This is a genomic window from Desulfosarcina sp., assembly GCF_033791525.1.
In the GTDB taxonomy this organism is placed as follows: domain Bacteria; phylum Desulfobacterota; class Desulfobacteria; order Desulfobacterales; family Desulfosarcinaceae; genus Desulfosarcina.
Window position 1 is genome coordinate 23,946 of record NZ_JASJGN010000389.1, and the last position, 16,549, is coordinate 40,494.

At 57.4% G+C, this 16,549-nt stretch carries 16 protein-coding genes; 13 read left to right on the forward strand and 3 right to left on the reverse strand.

Features of this window, described 5'->3' with window-relative positions:
• Nucleotides 1-4 precede the first annotated feature (4 nt).
• The 8 genes from QNK41_RS19130 to mqnC are packed head-to-tail and all read left to right on the forward strand — an operon-like array spanning nt 5 to nt 7,725.
• Nucleotides 5-811 carry a 1,4-dihydroxy-6-naphthoate synthase gene (locus QNK41_RS19130; RefSeq protein ID WP_319260222.1) on the forward strand — a complete coding sequence of 269 codons (807 nt, stop codon included), beginning with the start codon at nt 5-7 and terminating at the stop codon, nt 809-811.
• Entirely contained in the window at nt 811-1,452 is a 642-nt protein-coding gene (locus QNK41_RS19135; protein WP_319260223.1) for a hypothetical protein, read from the forward strand. Before QNK41_RS19130 ends, QNK41_RS19135 begins: the two co-directional genes overlap by 1 nt.
• On the forward strand, nt 1,449-2,291 hold the full coding sequence (locus QNK41_RS19140) for a UbiA-like polyprenyltransferase (RefSeq protein ID WP_319260226.1): 843 nt from the start codon (nt 1,449-1,451) through the stop codon (nt 2,289-2,291). The genes QNK41_RS19135 and QNK41_RS19140 overlap by 4 nt, the downstream gene beginning before the upstream one ends.
• A gap of 27 nt (nt 2,292-2,318) precedes the next feature.
• Complete coding sequence (locus tag QNK41_RS19145) at nt 2,319-2,897, forward strand: UbiX family flavin prenyltransferase (protein WP_319260228.1); 579 nt, start codon at nt 2,319-2,321, stop codon at nt 2,895-2,897.
• Nucleotides 2,894-4,672, forward strand: a complete 1,779-nt coding sequence (locus QNK41_RS19150; RefSeq protein ID WP_319260231.1) for a UbiD family decarboxylase — start codon at nt 2,894-2,896, stop codon at nt 4,670-4,672. The genes QNK41_RS19145 and QNK41_RS19150 overlap by 4 nt, the downstream gene beginning before the upstream one ends.
• 24 nt (nt 4,673-4,696) lie before the next feature.
• Nucleotides 4,697-5,779 (forward strand): CofH family radical SAM protein, encoded by a 1,083-nt coding sequence (locus tag QNK41_RS19155; protein WP_319260233.1) that lies wholly within the window; start codon nt 4,697-4,699, stop codon nt 5,777-5,779.
• Complete coding sequence (locus QNK41_RS19160) at nt 5,776-6,564, forward strand: MqnA/MqnD/SBP family protein (RefSeq protein WP_319260236.1); 789 nt, start codon at nt 5,776-5,778, stop codon at nt 6,562-6,564. Before QNK41_RS19155 ends, QNK41_RS19160 begins: the two co-directional genes overlap by 4 nt.
• A 51-nt stretch (nt 6,565-6,615) precedes the next feature.
• The gene (mqnC, locus tag QNK41_RS19165) at nt 6,616-7,725 is read left to right on the forward strand and encodes a cyclic dehypoxanthinyl futalosine synthase (RefSeq protein ID WP_319260239.1); all 1,110 of its coding nucleotides are present in this window, start codon (nt 6,616-6,618) and stop codon (nt 7,723-7,725) included.
• A 100-nt stretch (nt 7,726-7,825) separates the two neighbouring features.
• Here the strand turns inward: mqnC and QNK41_RS19170 are convergent, their stop codons facing one another.
• The 3 genes from QNK41_RS19170 to recJ form a co-directional block, all read right to left on the reverse strand.
• Nucleotides 7,826-8,851, reverse strand: a complete 1,026-nt coding sequence (locus QNK41_RS19170; protein WP_319260242.1) for a ribonuclease Z — start codon at nt 8,849-8,851, stop codon at nt 7,826-7,828.
• 8 nt (nt 8,852-8,859) lie between these two features.
• Complete coding sequence (locus QNK41_RS19175) at nt 8,860-9,279, reverse strand: hypothetical protein (protein WP_319260245.1); 420 nt, start codon at nt 9,277-9,279, stop codon at nt 8,860-8,862.
• 153 nt (nt 9,280-9,432) lie between these two features.
• Entirely contained in the window at nt 9,433-11,157 is a 1,725-nt protein-coding gene (gene recJ, locus QNK41_RS19180) for a single-stranded-DNA-specific exonuclease RecJ (RefSeq protein ID WP_319260248.1), read from the reverse strand.
• Nucleotides 11,158-11,272: 115 nt separating this feature from the next.
• Here recJ and QNK41_RS19185 point away from each other — a divergent pair, with 115 nt between their 5' ends.
• From QNK41_RS19185 to QNK41_RS19205, 5 genes are all read left to right on the forward strand, one after another.
• Entirely contained in the window at nt 11,273-11,560 is a 288-nt protein-coding gene (locus QNK41_RS19185) for a DUF4911 domain-containing protein (RefSeq protein ID WP_319260250.1), read from the forward strand.
• Nucleotides 11,561-11,578: 18 nt separating this feature from the next.
• A complete protein-coding gene (gene miaB, locus QNK41_RS19190; RefSeq protein ID WP_319260253.1) occupies nt 11,579-13,000 on the forward strand; it encodes a tRNA (N6-isopentenyl adenosine(37)-C2)-methylthiotransferase MiaB in 1,422 nt (473 codons plus the stop codon).
• A complete protein-coding gene (locus QNK41_RS19195; protein WP_319260255.1) occupies nt 12,990-13,487 on the forward strand; it encodes a bifunctional nuclease family protein in 498 nt (165 codons plus the stop codon). The genes miaB and QNK41_RS19195 overlap by 11 nt, the downstream gene beginning before the upstream one ends.
• 264 nt (nt 13,488-13,751) lie before the next feature.
• Complete coding sequence (locus QNK41_RS19200) at nt 13,752-14,105, forward strand: response regulator (RefSeq protein WP_319260257.1); 354 nt, start codon at nt 13,752-13,754, stop codon at nt 14,103-14,105.
• Nucleotides 14,106-14,756: 651 nt separating this feature from the next.
• Nucleotides 14,757-16,511: a YcaO-like family protein gene (locus QNK41_RS19205; protein WP_319260260.1), complete on the forward strand. Its 1,755-nt coding sequence runs from the start codon at nt 14,757-14,759 to the stop codon at nt 16,509-16,511.
• The last annotated feature ends 38 nt before the right edge of the window (nt 16,512-16,549 follow it).

The following is a 16,549-nucleotide window of genomic DNA, read 5'->3' on the forward strand; positions in this document are numbered from 1 at the left end:
TCTCATGGCCAAGGAACTGACATTCGGCTATTCCCCCTGTCCCAACGACACTTACATGTTCAACGCCATTGCCCATGGTGCCGTCGGCGTTGACGGATATAAGATGCAGCCGGTGCTTCACGATATAGAGACCCTCAACGGCATGGCCATGGATGCGGTGCTGGATGTCACCAAGCTCTCTTTTTACGCCTGGCTCAAGACGAAAGATCGATACCAGCTGCTTGACAGCGGTGCGGCGATGGGCTTCGGTTGCGGTCCGGTGCTTATTGCCAGAACGCCGTTAACGCAAGCGGAGATTCATCGCTGCCGTGTGGCGCTGCCCGGCCGGTGGACGACCGCCCACCTGTTGCTGCGATTATGGGCCCCGGATGCCCACCAGCGGTTTTTTACGCCTTACGATCGGATCTTCGACGCATTGGCCTCAGGACAGGCCGACTGCGGCGTGATCATCCACGAAAGCCGCTTCACCTTCGAAGCCGCCGGATTCACGCCGGTGGTGGATTTGGGGGCATGGTGGGAAGAGATGACCGGTCTGCCCATCCCTTTAGGTGGGATTGCCGCCAGGCGAAGCCTGGGAAAACCGCTGATCCAGCAGATCGATGCGGCGGTCAACACCAGCATCCGGCGGGCCATGGCCGATCCGGATGAGACAATGCCTTACATCCGGCAGCATGCTCAGGAGATGGATGATACGGTGCTTCAGGCACACATTCGTACCTTCGTGAACGGTTTCAGCCTGGCGCAGACAGGCCTGGGACGTCGGGCGATTGAAAAGTTGGAAGCGATGGCCCGAAACGCCGGTGCCATCTGATGGTGGGCATCGTTTATGCCACCCGGCGCGAAGCGGAGCCCTTCCTGTCGCGACTATCTCCCGATCCCCTGGCCGCCCAACCGTTTTCGATGTTCCAGAAGACCGGCGGCAGCCATCGGGATTTCATCACGGTCATCAGTGGCATGGGCAAAGTCGCGGCCACGATTGCGGCCACCCACCTGGTGCTGGTCCACCGGGTCTCGAGGCTGATCAACGCCGGTCTTTGCGGCCGGTTGACCACGGACAACGGCTGGTCAGTCGGTGACCTTTTTCGAATTGACACTGCCGTCGAAAGTGACTGCGACCGGTTCGGCCATGCAGAGCAAACCGTAACATGCGATGCCCGATGGTTCGGCGAACTCAAAGCGGCGCGGTTGGTGACCCAGGATCGACCAGTTTTTGATGTGAACCGGCGCGGCCAGTTGGTCGGTTTCGGTGAACTGGCGGACATGGAGGGCGCTGCCGTAGCACGGGTGGCCAGGCTTTACGGCATCCCGTGTGCCATGATCAAGGGCATCAGCGACGCCGCCGATGAAAACGGGCGGCAGGATGTGACCAGCCACATAGATTGGGTTTCGGGGCGCATCGCCGATGCGCTGGCGCGTGAACTATCCATAAACCCAACAGACAAAAAGCCATGAAGCCTGAATCGACGCTGCAAAACATCTTGAACTTCACCCGGATCGAACACACCGTTTTCAGCCTGCCGCTGATTTTCACCGGTGCATGGTTGGGGGCGGGCAACCGTTTCCCATCGATGGGGGTGATGCTGCTGATCGTCGTCGCCGCTGTGGGTGCCCGTATTTTCGGCATGGCCATGAACCGGGTGCTCGATCGACGGATTGACCAGATGAATCCGCGCACCGCCGGTCGGGAGCTGCCTGCCGGGAAAATGACCTTAACCCTGGCCTTGGCCATCGCTTTCACAGGACTGCTGGTCTACCTGATGGCCTGTTGGATTCTGGGCGGCTGGTGCCTGATCCTGTCTCCCATTCCTCTGATCCCGCTGTTGGGTTATTCGCTGCTTAAGCGCTTCACCCCCTTTTGCCACTTCGGCATCGGCTTTTGCCTGGCCCTGGCACCTTTGGGCGCCTATGTGGCGGCTGCCGGTCACCCGCAATTTTCAGGCGCGGTGATTCTTTTTTCCGGATTCGTTTTCTGCTGGCTGAGCGGGGCGGACATCATCTATGCGCTCATGGACGTGGAGAGCGACCGGCAGAACCACATTCACAGTCTGCCGGCCAGTCTGGGTGCCGACGGTGCCATCCGGGTGGCGGCCGGGGTTCACTTGATGGCATGGGGCATCCTGGTGGCTGTAGTCCAGACCGTGGGCGGCGGCGTGATGGCCTGGATGCTCCTGGCCACGGCGGCCGTGTTTTTTGGGTTGATGTACGTCCCCACTATTCCCGTACCGAAACGGTTTTTCCCCATCTCCACCTTTGCCGGCATTGCCGGTGCCCTGGCACCCATGGTTGCATGAGTCGGGACGGTGAACGGAGCGATAATTATGGCTAAAGCGGACACCCCCCATCTGATCGTCGGTATCACCGGTGCGTCGGGCATTCATGCCGCCCGGCTGCTCGTTGAAAAATCTCCCTGGCCGGTTGACTTGGTGGCCAGCCGGTGGGGTAGGAACGTCGCCGGCACCGAATGCGGCGGCATCGAAGCCATCGAAGCCCATGCAAAAAGGGTATTCACGCCCGACGATCTCTTCGCGCCCCTGGCGTCGGGGTCGGTTGCCGCCGTGGGGATGGTTGTACTGCCCTGCTCGGCGCACACCCTGGCTCAGATTGCCGCCGGGTTGGGTGACAGCCTGATTACCCGTGCGGCGCACTGCCAACTCAAGGAGCAGCGCCCGCTGATTCTCTGCCTGCGGGAAGCGCCGTTGACCCTGATCGATCTGGGCAACGCCCGGCGGGCATCTGCGGCCGGTGCGGTGATCACGCCCATGAGCCCGCCATTTTTCATGTTTGCCGGTAGGGATCCGAAAACGGTGTCCATGGACGACCTGCTGGATGCCTACGTGGATCGGGTGCTTGCCCTGCTGGGTCAGCAGCCTTCCCTTACATGGGAGGACATCCGTTGAGTTTCGTCGATCTGCGCGCCTTTCTTGCCCATCTGGAACAAGCCGGTGATTTGGCCCGTATTCCTGTTCGTGTGGACCCCAATCAGGAAATGACCATCATCCAGCACCGGGTGATGGCCTGCGGTGGGCCTGCCCTGCTTTTTGAAAACGTCGCGGGTTCCCCCTATCGCGTCGTCACCAACTTGTTCGGCACCCGCCGGCGAACCCGCCTGGTCTTCGGCGGTGATCCGGCCGAGCTTGGCCAGCGGGTGTTGCGGCTTTCCAGAATTCTGATGCCGCCCAGCGTCAAGGGCATCCTCAAGGCCCGTCGGGATTTGCTGGCCCTTTCCAGGGCACGGCTGCGCAAGGTGGGCAACGGGCCGATTCTTGAAACCGTTTCCCATTCCCCCGATCTGAATCGGTTGCCGGTACTGGTCTGCTGGCCCGATGACGGTGGCCCCTTTTTCACCCTGCCGCTGGTTCACACCACAGACCCGGAAAATGGCACGGGCAACCTGGGCATTTACCGGCTGCAGCGTTTTGACGGCAGCAGCACAGGCATGCACTGGCAGATCGAAAAAGGCGGGGGGTTTCACTATCACAAGGCTGCCGCCATGAACCGGCCCCTGCCGGTGAGCGTGGTGCTCGGCGGACCGCCGGCCCTGATTGCCGCGGCGGTGGCTCCGCTGCCCGAAGGCATCGACGAGCGGCTGCTGGCCGCATACATGATGAACCGGCCGCTGGACGTGATCGCCCGCAAAACGACCGGCCACCGTGTCCCTGCCCGTGCCGAATTTGTGTTGGAGGGGTCGGTGACCCCCGGTGACATGCAATGGGAAGGGCCCTTCGGAGACCACTTCGGCCATTACTCCCATGCCGCCGATTACCCGGTGTTCAGGGTTCATCGCGTGCTGGCGAGAAAAGACGCGATTTATCCGGCCACGGTCGTGGGCAAGCCGGTGCAGGAAGATTTCTACATGGGCGAAGCCCTGCAGGAGATGACCCTGCCGCTGTTGAAGATGATCCGGCCGGCGGTGGTCGACCTGTGGGCCTACCCGGAAACCGGGTTTCACTCCCTGGCAGTCATGTCGGTGGCCGAGCGCTATCCCAAAGAAGCCTTGAAGCACACCCTGGGCATGCTCGGAGAGGGGCAGGTATCCCTGACCAAGGTGATGATTACGGTCGACCATCGGGTAAACGTGCGTGACATGGTGGCGGTGAGCCGGGCCCTGTGGAGGCACCTGGATGCAAAAACCGGCATTTTCCTGCTCGCCCCCACGGCCCAGGACACCCTGGATTTCACCGGGCCGGCCATGAACACCGGCAGCCGGTTGATCCTCATGGCCACTGACAGTGGCCAGCCCGTTCGCGGCGACGAACCCCGTCATCTCCCCAAACCGGTTGACCTGCATCCGGATGTGCAGGAGACAGCGGCGTTGGGACCGGCATTTTTAATGGTCAAGGTCAAAGACGCCTGCCGGGACACGGAACCGGTCCGCCGGGCGCTGATCCGCCATGTGGCGGCCAGGGACTACCTGTTTCACATTATCGTCTCCGAGGATGTTCCGTTAAGCGACCCGACCCTGATGCTCTGGGGCTGGTTCACCCGTTTCGATCCACTGGCCGATCTTTATCCGGCCGGTCGGACGGTTACCGGCAACCGCTTGATTTTCGATTTCCCCATTGCCATTGACGCCCGTTGGAAAACAGGGTATCCCAAACCCGTTGAATTTAACCCGGACGTGGAAAAAAGGGTGGACCACATGTGGAAGTCCCTTGGTTTACCCGAATGCTGAACATTAAATCAGGTACCATCGACCATGGGCAATGATATTTTTGAGCGAGCCCTGAAAAAGGGCGCGCTCGCTGAGCGGCTTTCACGGGAAGAGGCTTACGGCCTGGCCGAAACCATCACCCCGGATCGCCTTCACCGGCTGGGAGAGGCAGCACTGGCCAATCGCCAGCAGCGATTTGGCCGGCAGGCCACCTATGTGTTCAACCTGCAGATCAATCCCACCAATATCTGCGGTAGCGGTTGTACATTCTGTAATTACGCGGCGTCCAAAAATGCCCCCCATGCTTACGTGCTTGAAGAACCCGAGATCCTCGACCAGGTGGAACGGCTGAGGCCAACGGAAGTGCACATTGTCGGCGGGTTGAACCAGATCTGGCCTTTTGCGCGGAACCTGGAACTGGTCCGATCCCTGCGCAACCGTTATCCGGGCCTGCACATCAAATCCTTCACGGCCGTGGAAATCGATTACTTTGCCAAAACCACCGGCCTGCCCGAATCGACGGTATTGGATCAGCTAAAGGCCGCCGGCATGGACGCCATGCCCGGCGGCGGCGCGGAGATCTTCTCCGACCGGCTTTACCGGGAGCACTGGAAAAACAAGACCAGTCCCGACGGCTGGGTGCGTATCCACCAGCTGGCCCACAGCAAAGGGATATCCACCAACGCCACCATGCTTTTCGGGTTCGGCGACACCTGGAATGAGCGCATCGACCATCTCCTGATTTTAAGGCGTGCCCAGGATCGATCGGGTGGATTTTCCTGCTTTATCCCGTTGCCATTCCAGCCCGGAGCCGGCAATTTTATCGAGCACGGCCCCACGCCGTTGGAAACGCTGTCGGTGCTGGCCATCTCGCGGCTGGTGGTGGACAATATCCCCCATTTGAAATCATACTGGCCCATGACCGGTTTGGAAACCGGGTCGGCCGGGTTGAGCTGGGGGGCTGACGATATGGACGGCACCATCAGCGTGGAGAAAATCGCCCATCTTGCCGGCGCAACCACACCGGTGGGGATGGCTCGGGCCAGGATGAAGGAGAGCATCCATACAGCTGGATTCGCGCCCGTGGAGCGAGACGGTGTGTTCTCACCCAGAGGCGGGGTTAAATGACCGCATCGGTGGCCATGATCCCCTACACCAACATGGCGCCTTACCGGCAACTAGGTGCTCCCCGGGGATGCCGGTTCGTGCCGGTGATACCCAGGGCAAGCATTGGGGCCCTCTTGTCCGGGGAGGTCGTTGCCGCTGCCGTGCCGGTCGGCGGACTAAAGGCGCTTGACGGGGTGGTGGAAACGGTGGGGCGCTTCGGCATTGCCGCCGACGGTGAATGCATGAGCGTGCTTTTTTTCTCACGCCTCCCCTTTGAGGAGATACACTCACCGAGAACCATCCGGGTGACCGGCGAGTCTGCTTCAAGCGTCCGGCTGCTGTACCTGCTTTTGGGGAACTTCCACGGGTTCAGTCGGCTTCCGCATATTGCGGCCGTTGGCCGGGTTCCGGATGGGGAATTGCTGATCGGTGACCGTGCCCTGGTAAAAGGTCAGACAGCTGGTGGTGCACAGCCATTATTCATCACCGACCTTTCCCGCAAATGGTTCGAGATCCATCGGCTTCCCTTTGTCTTTGCCCGGTGGGTGGTGAGAAAAGACGCTTCCCAAGCGATCAAATCGACCATTTCAGACTGGCTGGACGAATTTAGGGTCCGAGAGCCCTCCCTGGTTGAACAGGCCGTACCGGGGGCAGCCGGAGCCCTCAACCTTCCACCCGCCATTATCCGGCGGTATTTTCAAGTCATCCGGCGGAGCCTGGACGAGCGGGATATCTGCGGTCAACAATTATTTTTCAGGCAGTTTGAGGAACTGGGCCGCAGCCCGCTTTTTCAAACTGACGGTTGAGTCAGTCAATAAATCATCAAAGCCAAAAAACAAATGACAAGTAAATCACAATTGCCAAATCCAAAACCCGAGAAAAAACACCGTTATAGTCGCGCCCAGGCACTTGAACTGCTCTCCGATTTACCGATGGGACAGCTGATGAATCTGGCGCACCAGGAGCGCGTCCGGCGTTTTCCGGACGGCACGGTTACCTTTGTGGTGGATACCAATCCCAATTACACCAATGTTTGTGTGACCGGATGTGCCTTTTGCGCCTTCTGCCGAAAAAACCACGATGCAGACGCATATCTGCTCAGCCCACAGGAGCTGGCGGAGAAAGTGGCAACCGCTGCCGCTAAAGGCGCGACCACGGTGCTGCTCCAGGGCGGGCACAATCCAAAAGTCAGGCTCAGAGACTGGCAGGCCTACATTGCGACCATCAACAGCGCCTGTCCGCATGTGCACATCCATCCATTCAGCCCGGCCGAGATCATTTTCATGGCCGGCCGGGAGAATTGTTCCGTTACCGATGTGCTGCAGACCTTGTGGGATGCCGGTATTCGAACCATCCCCGGCGGGGGTGCCGAAATTCTCACTGAATCGGTTCGCAAGATTATCGCCTCCCGCAAGGCCACCACCGACCAGTGGCTCGACGTCTGCGAAAAGGCCCACTGCATCGGGTTCAAGACCACCGCCACAATGATGTTCGGCCATGTGGAAACCGATGATGACATCATCGACCATTTTTTCCGGCTGCGTCACCTGCAGGATCGCACCTCGGGATTTACCAGTTTTATCCCCTGGTCATTCAAACCGGGCCGGACACCGCTGTCTCAACAGGTGAAATATCCCGCCCACCCGGCCAAATACGTGCGAATCATCGCCGTGGCCCGGCTGGTGCTGGATAATTTTCCCCATATTCAGTCATCCTGGTTTTCGGAAAACATTTCCGCCGGGCAGCTGGGGCTTCTGGCAGGGGCTGATGATTTTGGCGGGGTGCTGGTGGAAGAACATGTCCACAAAGAGGCCGGTCACGACCGCCAGGCTTCCGTTGGGGCTGTCGTCACCATCATCCGCCGGGCCGGTTTTACACCGGCAAGGCGGGACTCCTTCTACCGGATTCAGGAAACCATGCCCCCACCGGTGCCGGTTGGCGTTGGGTCAATTAATGCTGATCGGTGAAAAGTGAAGGGGGTTGAACGAATCCTGCCCTTTTTTTAAACCAGCAGAACCCATCCACCCCATAAAACCACTTCCACGGATTTTAACGCTCCCCACGCACTCAGTTTTCATCCGTAGGCGTCGTATGCCCCTTAAAGGCTTTTTCCGCTTCCGCTTCCAACATTTCGGGACAGTCCGCGTAGCGGGGAGAGTGGTGGAACAGGTGGTACTGCCTCACCCGGCAGGAACGGGCGATTTCGCCTGCCTGACGGGCGGTGAGATGACGTTTTCGTTCGGCGATGTCCCGGTCAGCATGAGAAAAAGCCGCTTCGATGAACAGATGATCCACATCAGCTGAAAGATCACGGATTTTTTTTAAATTCTCGCCGGTTCCGGCGGCGTCGGCCACGTATGCCAGACTCTGGCCCGGTGTGATGCGTGCAATGGCTGATTGCAGTTCTACCAGGGGAAACCGCAATTCGGAGCCCGGATGGTCAGGTGATGGAATCTCCACCGGCGTTTGCGGGTCAGCGCCGCTGTAGAGCATGGCCTTGAAGCGGTTCAGCCATGGGCCGGGTTTCAATTCCAGGCTTTCCAGCTGCCCTTTCATGATGTTGATGTGAAATCGTTCGTGCAGGGCAAAGCCTAAAACGGGGATGCCGTGGTCGAGATGCACCGCACTCACCGTTAAGCCCGGTTCACCGAGGACGGTGCCGTCAAAGGGTATTTCCCGGATGCTGGCATTGGCCGTAAACCCGTTATGGCATGGGTAGCTTTTGACGATGGCCCGGTTCGGATGCAGTTCGATGGCTTGAAGGATGAATCGGTTCTGGTACTTTTCCACCAGATTCCAGCAATAACCGGCCAGTTTCCCCTCCAGGTTTGCCAGAAAGCCCTGCGGACCCCACAGGAAAAGGTCCTTGTCCCGGCCGAGGAAAATTCGCAGCAGTCGATCGAACCCCACAAAATGATCCATGTGTGTGTGGGTGATAAAAATGTGGGTAATCTTGAGAATATCACGAGAAGATAGGGATGCAATATCTCCCAGATCAAAGAGCATGGCGCGGTTTTGGTAACGAAAGGGGACGAACAGGGCAGGATCGTCAAAAGGACTGTTGACCAGTCGGGGGAGGAAACTCGGGCCCATGGTTTCGCTCAGGGAAGAAGCTTGGCAACCTGCTTGTGGACGCATAGGTAGATGTCTGCGTCCGATCCGAAGATGTCCACCACCGATTTGTGGTTAATCAGCTTTTCGATGACGAAGGCGGTCAAAAAAAGGCTGATCACGTTGGGCTGCTGGACCAGATTCCTGAAGGGCGCGATCTGGTAGTCCACATCAAACTCATCGGCATGACACAGTGTTTCCAGACAATTGAGAATCTGTTCTTCCAGAGCGTTTTTGTTGGTGGTCTCCACCAGGTGCTCTTCCACCAGTTTCATGGCGATAGGATTGGCGAACCGGGTCGGATCATCCCTTACGATGTTGATTGCTGCGCGTCTGGCATGCTCTTTAGAAGATTCGATTCTAGAAAGAATACTGGATTCGCGATTGCTGGGTCTGAAAACTTTTGCCATGGAAGGTCACCTGTGGTTAATGGATTGGCACATGCCATTTGACTGTCTCTATATAGGAAAGATGTCCAGGCCATTGCAAGCAAAAAAAAGTAAAGTGTCGATTAAAAGATCGGTGCGAAGGGTTCGCGGGTACAGACCTTTACCCACCAACCATCAGGATCCCGGGTCGACATCTTCGATGATGAGTTGAAGGCGCTTTCTGCCGTTCCAGTAATTCCATTGGGGCCTATATGCAATTTTCGTAAATCGGTCCACCCCCGGCGGCACACCCGCAACGTTGAACTGTATGGCCGGGTGTTTTCCACCCTTCCCGGATTCGCTTTCCAGAACCATCTGGCAGTGGCGATCACCGACGGTTTTACTTGCGTGTACCCGCACCCCGGTGTCCATGAAAAGCGGGTAGGGATTACCCTGGCCGAATGGCTCGAGGCGGTCCAGACTGTTCATCAGGTCCGGGGTGATCGTGTCCAGTGGAACGTGGGCATCAATTGACAGTGTCGGTTCAGGGTCAAGATTGGCCGCCATTTGACCCACAACCGTTTCCAAACGGCTTCTGAATGCGGCGATATTGGCAGTGGGGAGCGACAGTCCCGCCGCCAGGGGATGTCCACCGAATCGATCCAGAAGATCCACACATCGCTTCAAAACGGCCGACAGGTCAATGCCGTCGATGCTGCGGGCCGATCCCTTGCCCATGCCGTTACGGGTGCTGATCACGACTGCGGGCCGATTGAACTGGCGGACCAGGCGGGAGGCGACAATGCCCAGAATCCCCTCGTGCCAGCGATTGCCATCCATGACCAACACCGGCTGGGCCATCTGCCCAGGTGGGCGGGGCAGGCTGTCCAGGATCGTTTCCAGCAGGTGTTGTTCCATGGATCGGCGCCGATTGTTTAGTCTGCAGAGGGCCTTGGCCAGGCGGTCGGCTTTTTGACGGTCATCGGTGAGCAGCAACTCGCAGGCCATGCGGGCGTGCACCAGGCGGCCGGCCGCGTTGAGACGGGGCGCCAGTCTGAATGCGATGGCTTCCGCATCCGTCGGGGTGTCCGGCGACCCGCTCATGCGCATCAATGCAGCAATGCCGGGACGAGCACACTGGTTTATTTGTCGAAGGCCGGCGGTTGCCAGTGCGCGGTTCTCGCCGATCAGCGGAGCGACATCGGCGATTGTGCCCACCGCCACTAAATCGCACAGGTGTTTCAGATTGGGTTCACGGCGGTTTTTCCAGAACCCCGTTTTTCTCAGGTGGGCTCGCAGGGCAATGATCAGGTAAAAGGCCACTCCCACGCCGGCCAGATGAGCAAGATTCGCATGGCATTCAGGCCGGGTGGGGTTGATCACGGCGACGGCATCATCGGGAATTCTGGCAACCGGATGATGGTCGGTGACGATGGTATGGATGCCGGCTTGCCGGGCGACAGATACGGCGTCGCTGCTGCCTGAGCCGCAGTCCACGGTAATGATCAGGTCGACGCCGGCCGGAATCGCCCGACTGTTGATGAAATCGGTGCCCAGTCCGTAGCCGTCGGCAATCCGGTGGGGGATGTAATAGCTGGCCCGTGCACCACAGTGTCTGAGAAAGGCGATGAGCGCCGCTGTGGCGGTGATGCCGTCGGCATCGTAATCACCGAATACGAGAATTTTTTCGTCATTCTCCAGGGCACGGTGAATACGCAGGACCGCGTCGCCCATACCAGCCAGTTCCATTGGCGGGGTAAGATCGCTTAACGAGGGATGAAGAAATCGGGTGGCCTGGACCTTGGATTGGATGCCCCGAATGGCCAGAAGCCTTGCGACAAGCGGGCTGCATTGAACCTGACGGGACAGGCTGCGAACCATTTCCCGGTCCGGGTTGATGGTCTGCCATTGTTTTTCCATAGATGGGGCATATCTTATTAACCGGTTGCGAACAAGAAAGAAACTCCGTGACGTCGCTCAGGGCATTTCTGCCGGTTTCGGGTTGTCAACGGCAAAGGTCAGGTGATAGGCAACAGTGGAAACAACCAGACGCGTTTACCGGGTAGACCGGTGTCAGATCGGCTTTGTCAAATTCATCCTTGAGGCCTATGACAACGTGGCCGTCATGTCCACCCTAAACCCCCAGCAGGGCCTGGTGCAGATCATCATCGCGCCGGGCTGTGAAACGATGGTGGACGGCATCATGGCCGGTTTTGCCGGCGAGGTGGCGGTGGTTCCGGTTGACGATGCAGTTTCGGACGGCCTTGCGGATGATAATTTCAGATGGCCGGCCGGTGATAACGGAAAGGTGGCCGTTGAATAGAAGGGATCGATTCTTTTGATGAAGCCAAAATTGCTCCATATCAGCACCATCGGTTGCCAGATGAACGTATACGACGCCAATCAGATTGCCGGTGTGCTGGCGCCTTTGGGATATATCGGAACCGATGCGATCGAATCGGCGGACATGGTCATTGTCAACACGTGCACCATCCGTGAAAAAGCGGAGCAGAAGGCCTTCAGTTATCTTGGGCGACTGGCCAAAATCAAAATCGCCAACCCGTCCCTGATTGTGGCCGTAGGCGGTTGCGTGGCCCAGCAGGAAGGCGAAACCATTTTAAAACGCATGCCCCATGTGGACCTGGTTTTCGGGACGCATGCGATTTTCCGCCTGCCCGAGATGGTCCGTCGTATCGAATCCTCCCGGTGCCGCATCGTGGACGTACGGCTGTCGGACACCATCGATGTGGATGGCCCGGTGGCCGGCCCGGTATCCGACGGCCAGGTGTCGGCATTTGTCACCATTGTGCGCGGGTGCGACAACTACTGCACGTATTGTGTGGTGCCCCATGTCCGCGGACGTGAGGCCAGCCGCGATCCGGACCGCATCATAGAAGAGATTCGGATGCGAGTGGAACAAGGTGTCCGAGAGGTGACCCTTCTTGGCCAGAATGTCAACAGCTACGGGAGCAAAGAGGGGCTTTGCAGCTTTGCCGAATTACTGGCGCGGGTGGATGGTGTCGATGGGTTGAGCCGGATACGGTTCACCACCTCCCATCCCAAAGACCTTTCCGATGATCTGATTCGCACGTTTGGCCGTCTTGAAAAACTGTGCCACCACATCCATCTGCCGGTGCAATCCGGTGATGATGGGATATTAAAGCGCATGAACCGCAAGTATACCCGTAACGCCTACCTTGAAAAGATCGCCGGGCTCAGGACGGCATGCCCCGATATCGCCATTACCTCTGATTTTATCGTGGGGTTTCCCGGTGAAACCGATCGTCAATTTCAGGCCACGTTGGGCCTGATTGAAAGCGTCCGGTACGACGGGCTCTTCGCATTCATGTACTCGGATCGGCCCAACGCCCCGGCCGCCGCCTTTTCCGGCAAGATTGCCGAATCGGTTAAAAAGGAGCGACTTCAGGCACTGCTGAATCTTCAGGAAACCATCACGCGGGAAAAGCACCAGGCCATCGTCGGCCAGACCCTGCAAATTCTGGTGGAAGGTCCCAGCCGGGGTCTCAAATCCGATGACACCGACAGTGCATCCCAGCCCGTCCGATGGTCCGGCCGCGCATCATCCAACCACATCATCCATTTTGCCGTTCCCGACGACCTGTTGACCAAGAAAGAACTGTTGACAGGGACCTTTGCGGATATAATGATAGAGGGAGCCCACGCGCACTCGTTGTGGGGGCGGCTGATTCGCGGACCCAAGAACGCCGCACCAGGAAAAGGAGAGACGACCATTGCTGCATAAGGTAAACATCGCGGGTCTGGCCATGGATCCTGCGTCAAATACGCCCATTATCCTTTTGAAAACCGAAGAGGGGGATAAAACCCTTCCCATTTGGATCGGGTTGCTTGAGGCGACCTCCATCGCGTCGGCCCTTCAGGACATTCAATTTGACCGGCCCATGACCCATGATTTGTTTAAGAACCTGACTCAGGTGCTCAATGTCCACATCAATCGGATCGACATTTGCGACCTGAAAGAAAATACGTTCTTCGCAGAGATCCATTTTGCTTCGGAAGATCGGTCATTTACCATGGATGCCCGGCCCAGCGACGCCATCGCCTTGGCCCTGCGTTTTCATGCGCCCATTTTCGTAGATGAGCGGGTAATGGAAAAATCGCAAAGCGGCAAGGTGACCGGAGAGGTTTTGGACGACAGCGAGGAGGGGAAAAAGTGGGCCAAATATCTTGAAAAACTCTCCCCCGAGGATTTCGGTAAATACAAAGTCTAAAATTAATTTCGGCAATCGAGGCCTCCCGTCAACATCCCAAAAGCCCGGCACTAACCTGTCGGGCTTTTTTGCGTTCTTGCCTTGAATACCGGATGGTGGGGCTCATGTTTCATTTTTAAGCGGCTATGATTAAAGATCGAAAATATACAATATATTGTGGTCTAACATGTAGAAGATACCATATGGTGTTGACAAACCCCACCGGTTGAGGTAAATCCGGTCCACTCTCAACCAATGAAAATCCCTCCAATCCAGGTGTCGCATATGTGCAAGGTTTTATTGATTGACGACGAAGAGATGATCCTCCAGCTCGTTGAGCAGGCCCTTCATCGACTGGACTATTCGGTCGAGACCGCGGAAAACGGCAGGAAGGGGATCGATAAGTTCGACGCGGGCATTTACGATCTGGTCATTACCGACGTCTGTATGCCGGAAACGGACGGCAATCGGGTCGTCGATCACATCCGTCATTCACCGCGCAACCGCACGCCGGTCATCGGGATGTCCGGCACACCGTGGAAACTGGCCAACCACATGTTCGATCGGGTGCTGTCCAAACCCTTTCAACTCGACCGCCTAATGGAAACTGCAAAAACGCTGACTTTGCGGGCTTCGTGAACAGGCTTTCTGTAGCCTAAAAATTGATGAACTGGTAACAAGTCGCATTTCCGACGGATTCGTAAAAAGCCCGAGATCAAGGCTTGCGGGCCGCGATAGCGAGCTTGAGCGAGCGAACAATAAATCGATCGCCATCCATTCGGCGAACATTCATGTTCCATCCTGAGGAATGAGGCGTACTTACGGTACGCCGCAGTGACGAAGGATGAAGCGTAACGCAGATATCGGACTTTTTACGAATCCGTCACCTTTAAGTTTGAATGAAAGCAAGCGCTTCGAACGAGGGTTATCGGATCGGCAACAGGGTTTACGCCGCCTGCAGCATTGGATTGCTTGGATCGGGCTTGACGATGGCGTGCCCATTTTGAAATGGTACCGTGCTGTTCCGTTCTGAATGCAAATGCTATGGAATGCCTTGATGCAGCGCAGCTGCGCCGGTGTATCACTCAGCGTTCCTTTTTGGCGGGTTCCACCGATCTTCGGACTTGATCCGATCCACAATCATCCACTACTAATTGGCACGATGCAAAAGCCGTGTTTATATTCGGTTTCGGGCGCACATTGAAATAAAGAGCGACATCGTACATAGCTGTGTCGTTTTAAATGAAATAAACACTAGTGACAACAATCGTCCCCAGACAAGGAGATTCAATGAAGCGAACCGGTCCCATTAAAATGACAGACGCCATCAAGCGGGCAACCGACGATCAGGATAAAATTTTACAGCCGGAACAAACCGTGTCCATGGTCAAGCAACGGATGCAGGCCATGAAATTGAAGATCCTTGACCGGACCATGCGAATCGACAATGGTCGATTGGACATCCCCGTATTTTTCAGCACCTGCGGCCACGATGCCCAGGCCGTCATCGGCACCAAAAAACAGATGGGAAAAGGTGCGACAACGGCCCAGGCCGAGGCCAGCGCTGTGATGGAACTCGCCGAACGGTTCAGTTTTTTCAGCTTCTACGCCAACCGCGACCACACCCGCTTGGGCACCTACGGCCAGTTTGCCGACGAGGCCATTGCCTTCGATCAAATTGCCAAGTCAGTACACGACGAATCCGGGGACCTTGCCGTATCCAAACAGATTTTTGATTCCCTGCCCCTGAGATGGACCGGTGCCTGGAGCCTGACCCGGGAGAAGGAGGTGCTGATCCCGCTGGATTGGTTTTACGCAATCAACGCCTTCAACGGCCCGTCGGCCGGCAATTGTGTGGAAGAGGCCCTGTGCCAGGGCATCTGCGAAATTGTCGAACGTCACGTCTCGTCGGTGATCAGCCGCAGGCAGATTTCCACACCGCTGATCGACCCTGCTTCGGCAACCGACCTTTTGGTCCGGGAAGTGCTGGGCAAATACGACAAAGCGGGCATCATGGTATTCATCACCGACTTTACCCAGGACATGGGCATTCCCTCCGTGGGCGTCCTGGCCTACGATCCGGTCACTTTTCCGGGCAAGAGTGAAATCGTCTGGACCGCCGGCACCACCCCCAGTCCGGAAAAGGCCCTGAGCCGTGCCCTGACCGAAGTGGCCCAACTGGCAGGCGACTTCAACTCCGGATCCAATTACGTGGCCTCGGGCCTGCCCAAGTTCACCCGCCTGGAAGATGCCGGTTACGTAATCAACGCCCCCGGTCCAATCCCCCTGGACAGTCTGCCCGACATTTCACACCCGAACATCCGCAACGAGGTGGAATCCTGCATCCATGCCATGGCGCAACGCGATTTTGAGGTGCTGGTAGTGGATACCATGCATCCGCAACTGGCTGTCCCGGCCTTTTACACCATCGTCCCCGGCACCCACTTCAGAGAACGCGCCGCCGGCACCAGCGTGGCCATGTTTGCCGCCAAGATCACCATGGAAAATTACGGTGTGGATGAGGCCATCAAACGACTGATGGACATGGAGCGACTGCTGCCCGGCAAGTATTTCATCCAGTTCTATCTGGGAAACTGCCACCTGGAGCGAAACGAACCGCAAATGGCCCTGTCACATTTTGCCCGGGCCCGTGAACTGTCGCCGGCGAATCAGGACATCCCCAGCATCTATTCTTACATGGGGGTCTGCTACAAGGAACTGGGCAATTATGAAAAGGCCCTTGCCGTGCTGGCTCAAGGTGAAGCTCTGGATCCGGAACGCACCGATATACACAATCTCAAAGGCTTTTGCCACTTCATGCGCAAAGACCACGAAGCGGCAATCCAAAGCTTTGAAAAAGTCATCGCGTTGGATCCCAGTTCGGCCATCGACTATGCCAACATCGCATCCAACTATCGGGACATGGGCAAAGACGCCGATGCAGAGCGCTACTACCGGCTGGCTTTGGAACTGGACCCGTCCATCGATTTTGCCCGGGACAACCTGGAACGGCTCACCGGTAAAACTGAGGACGGAAGACCGTAGTCCGAAATCTGACATCTGTCCGCCGTCATCTGTCCGCC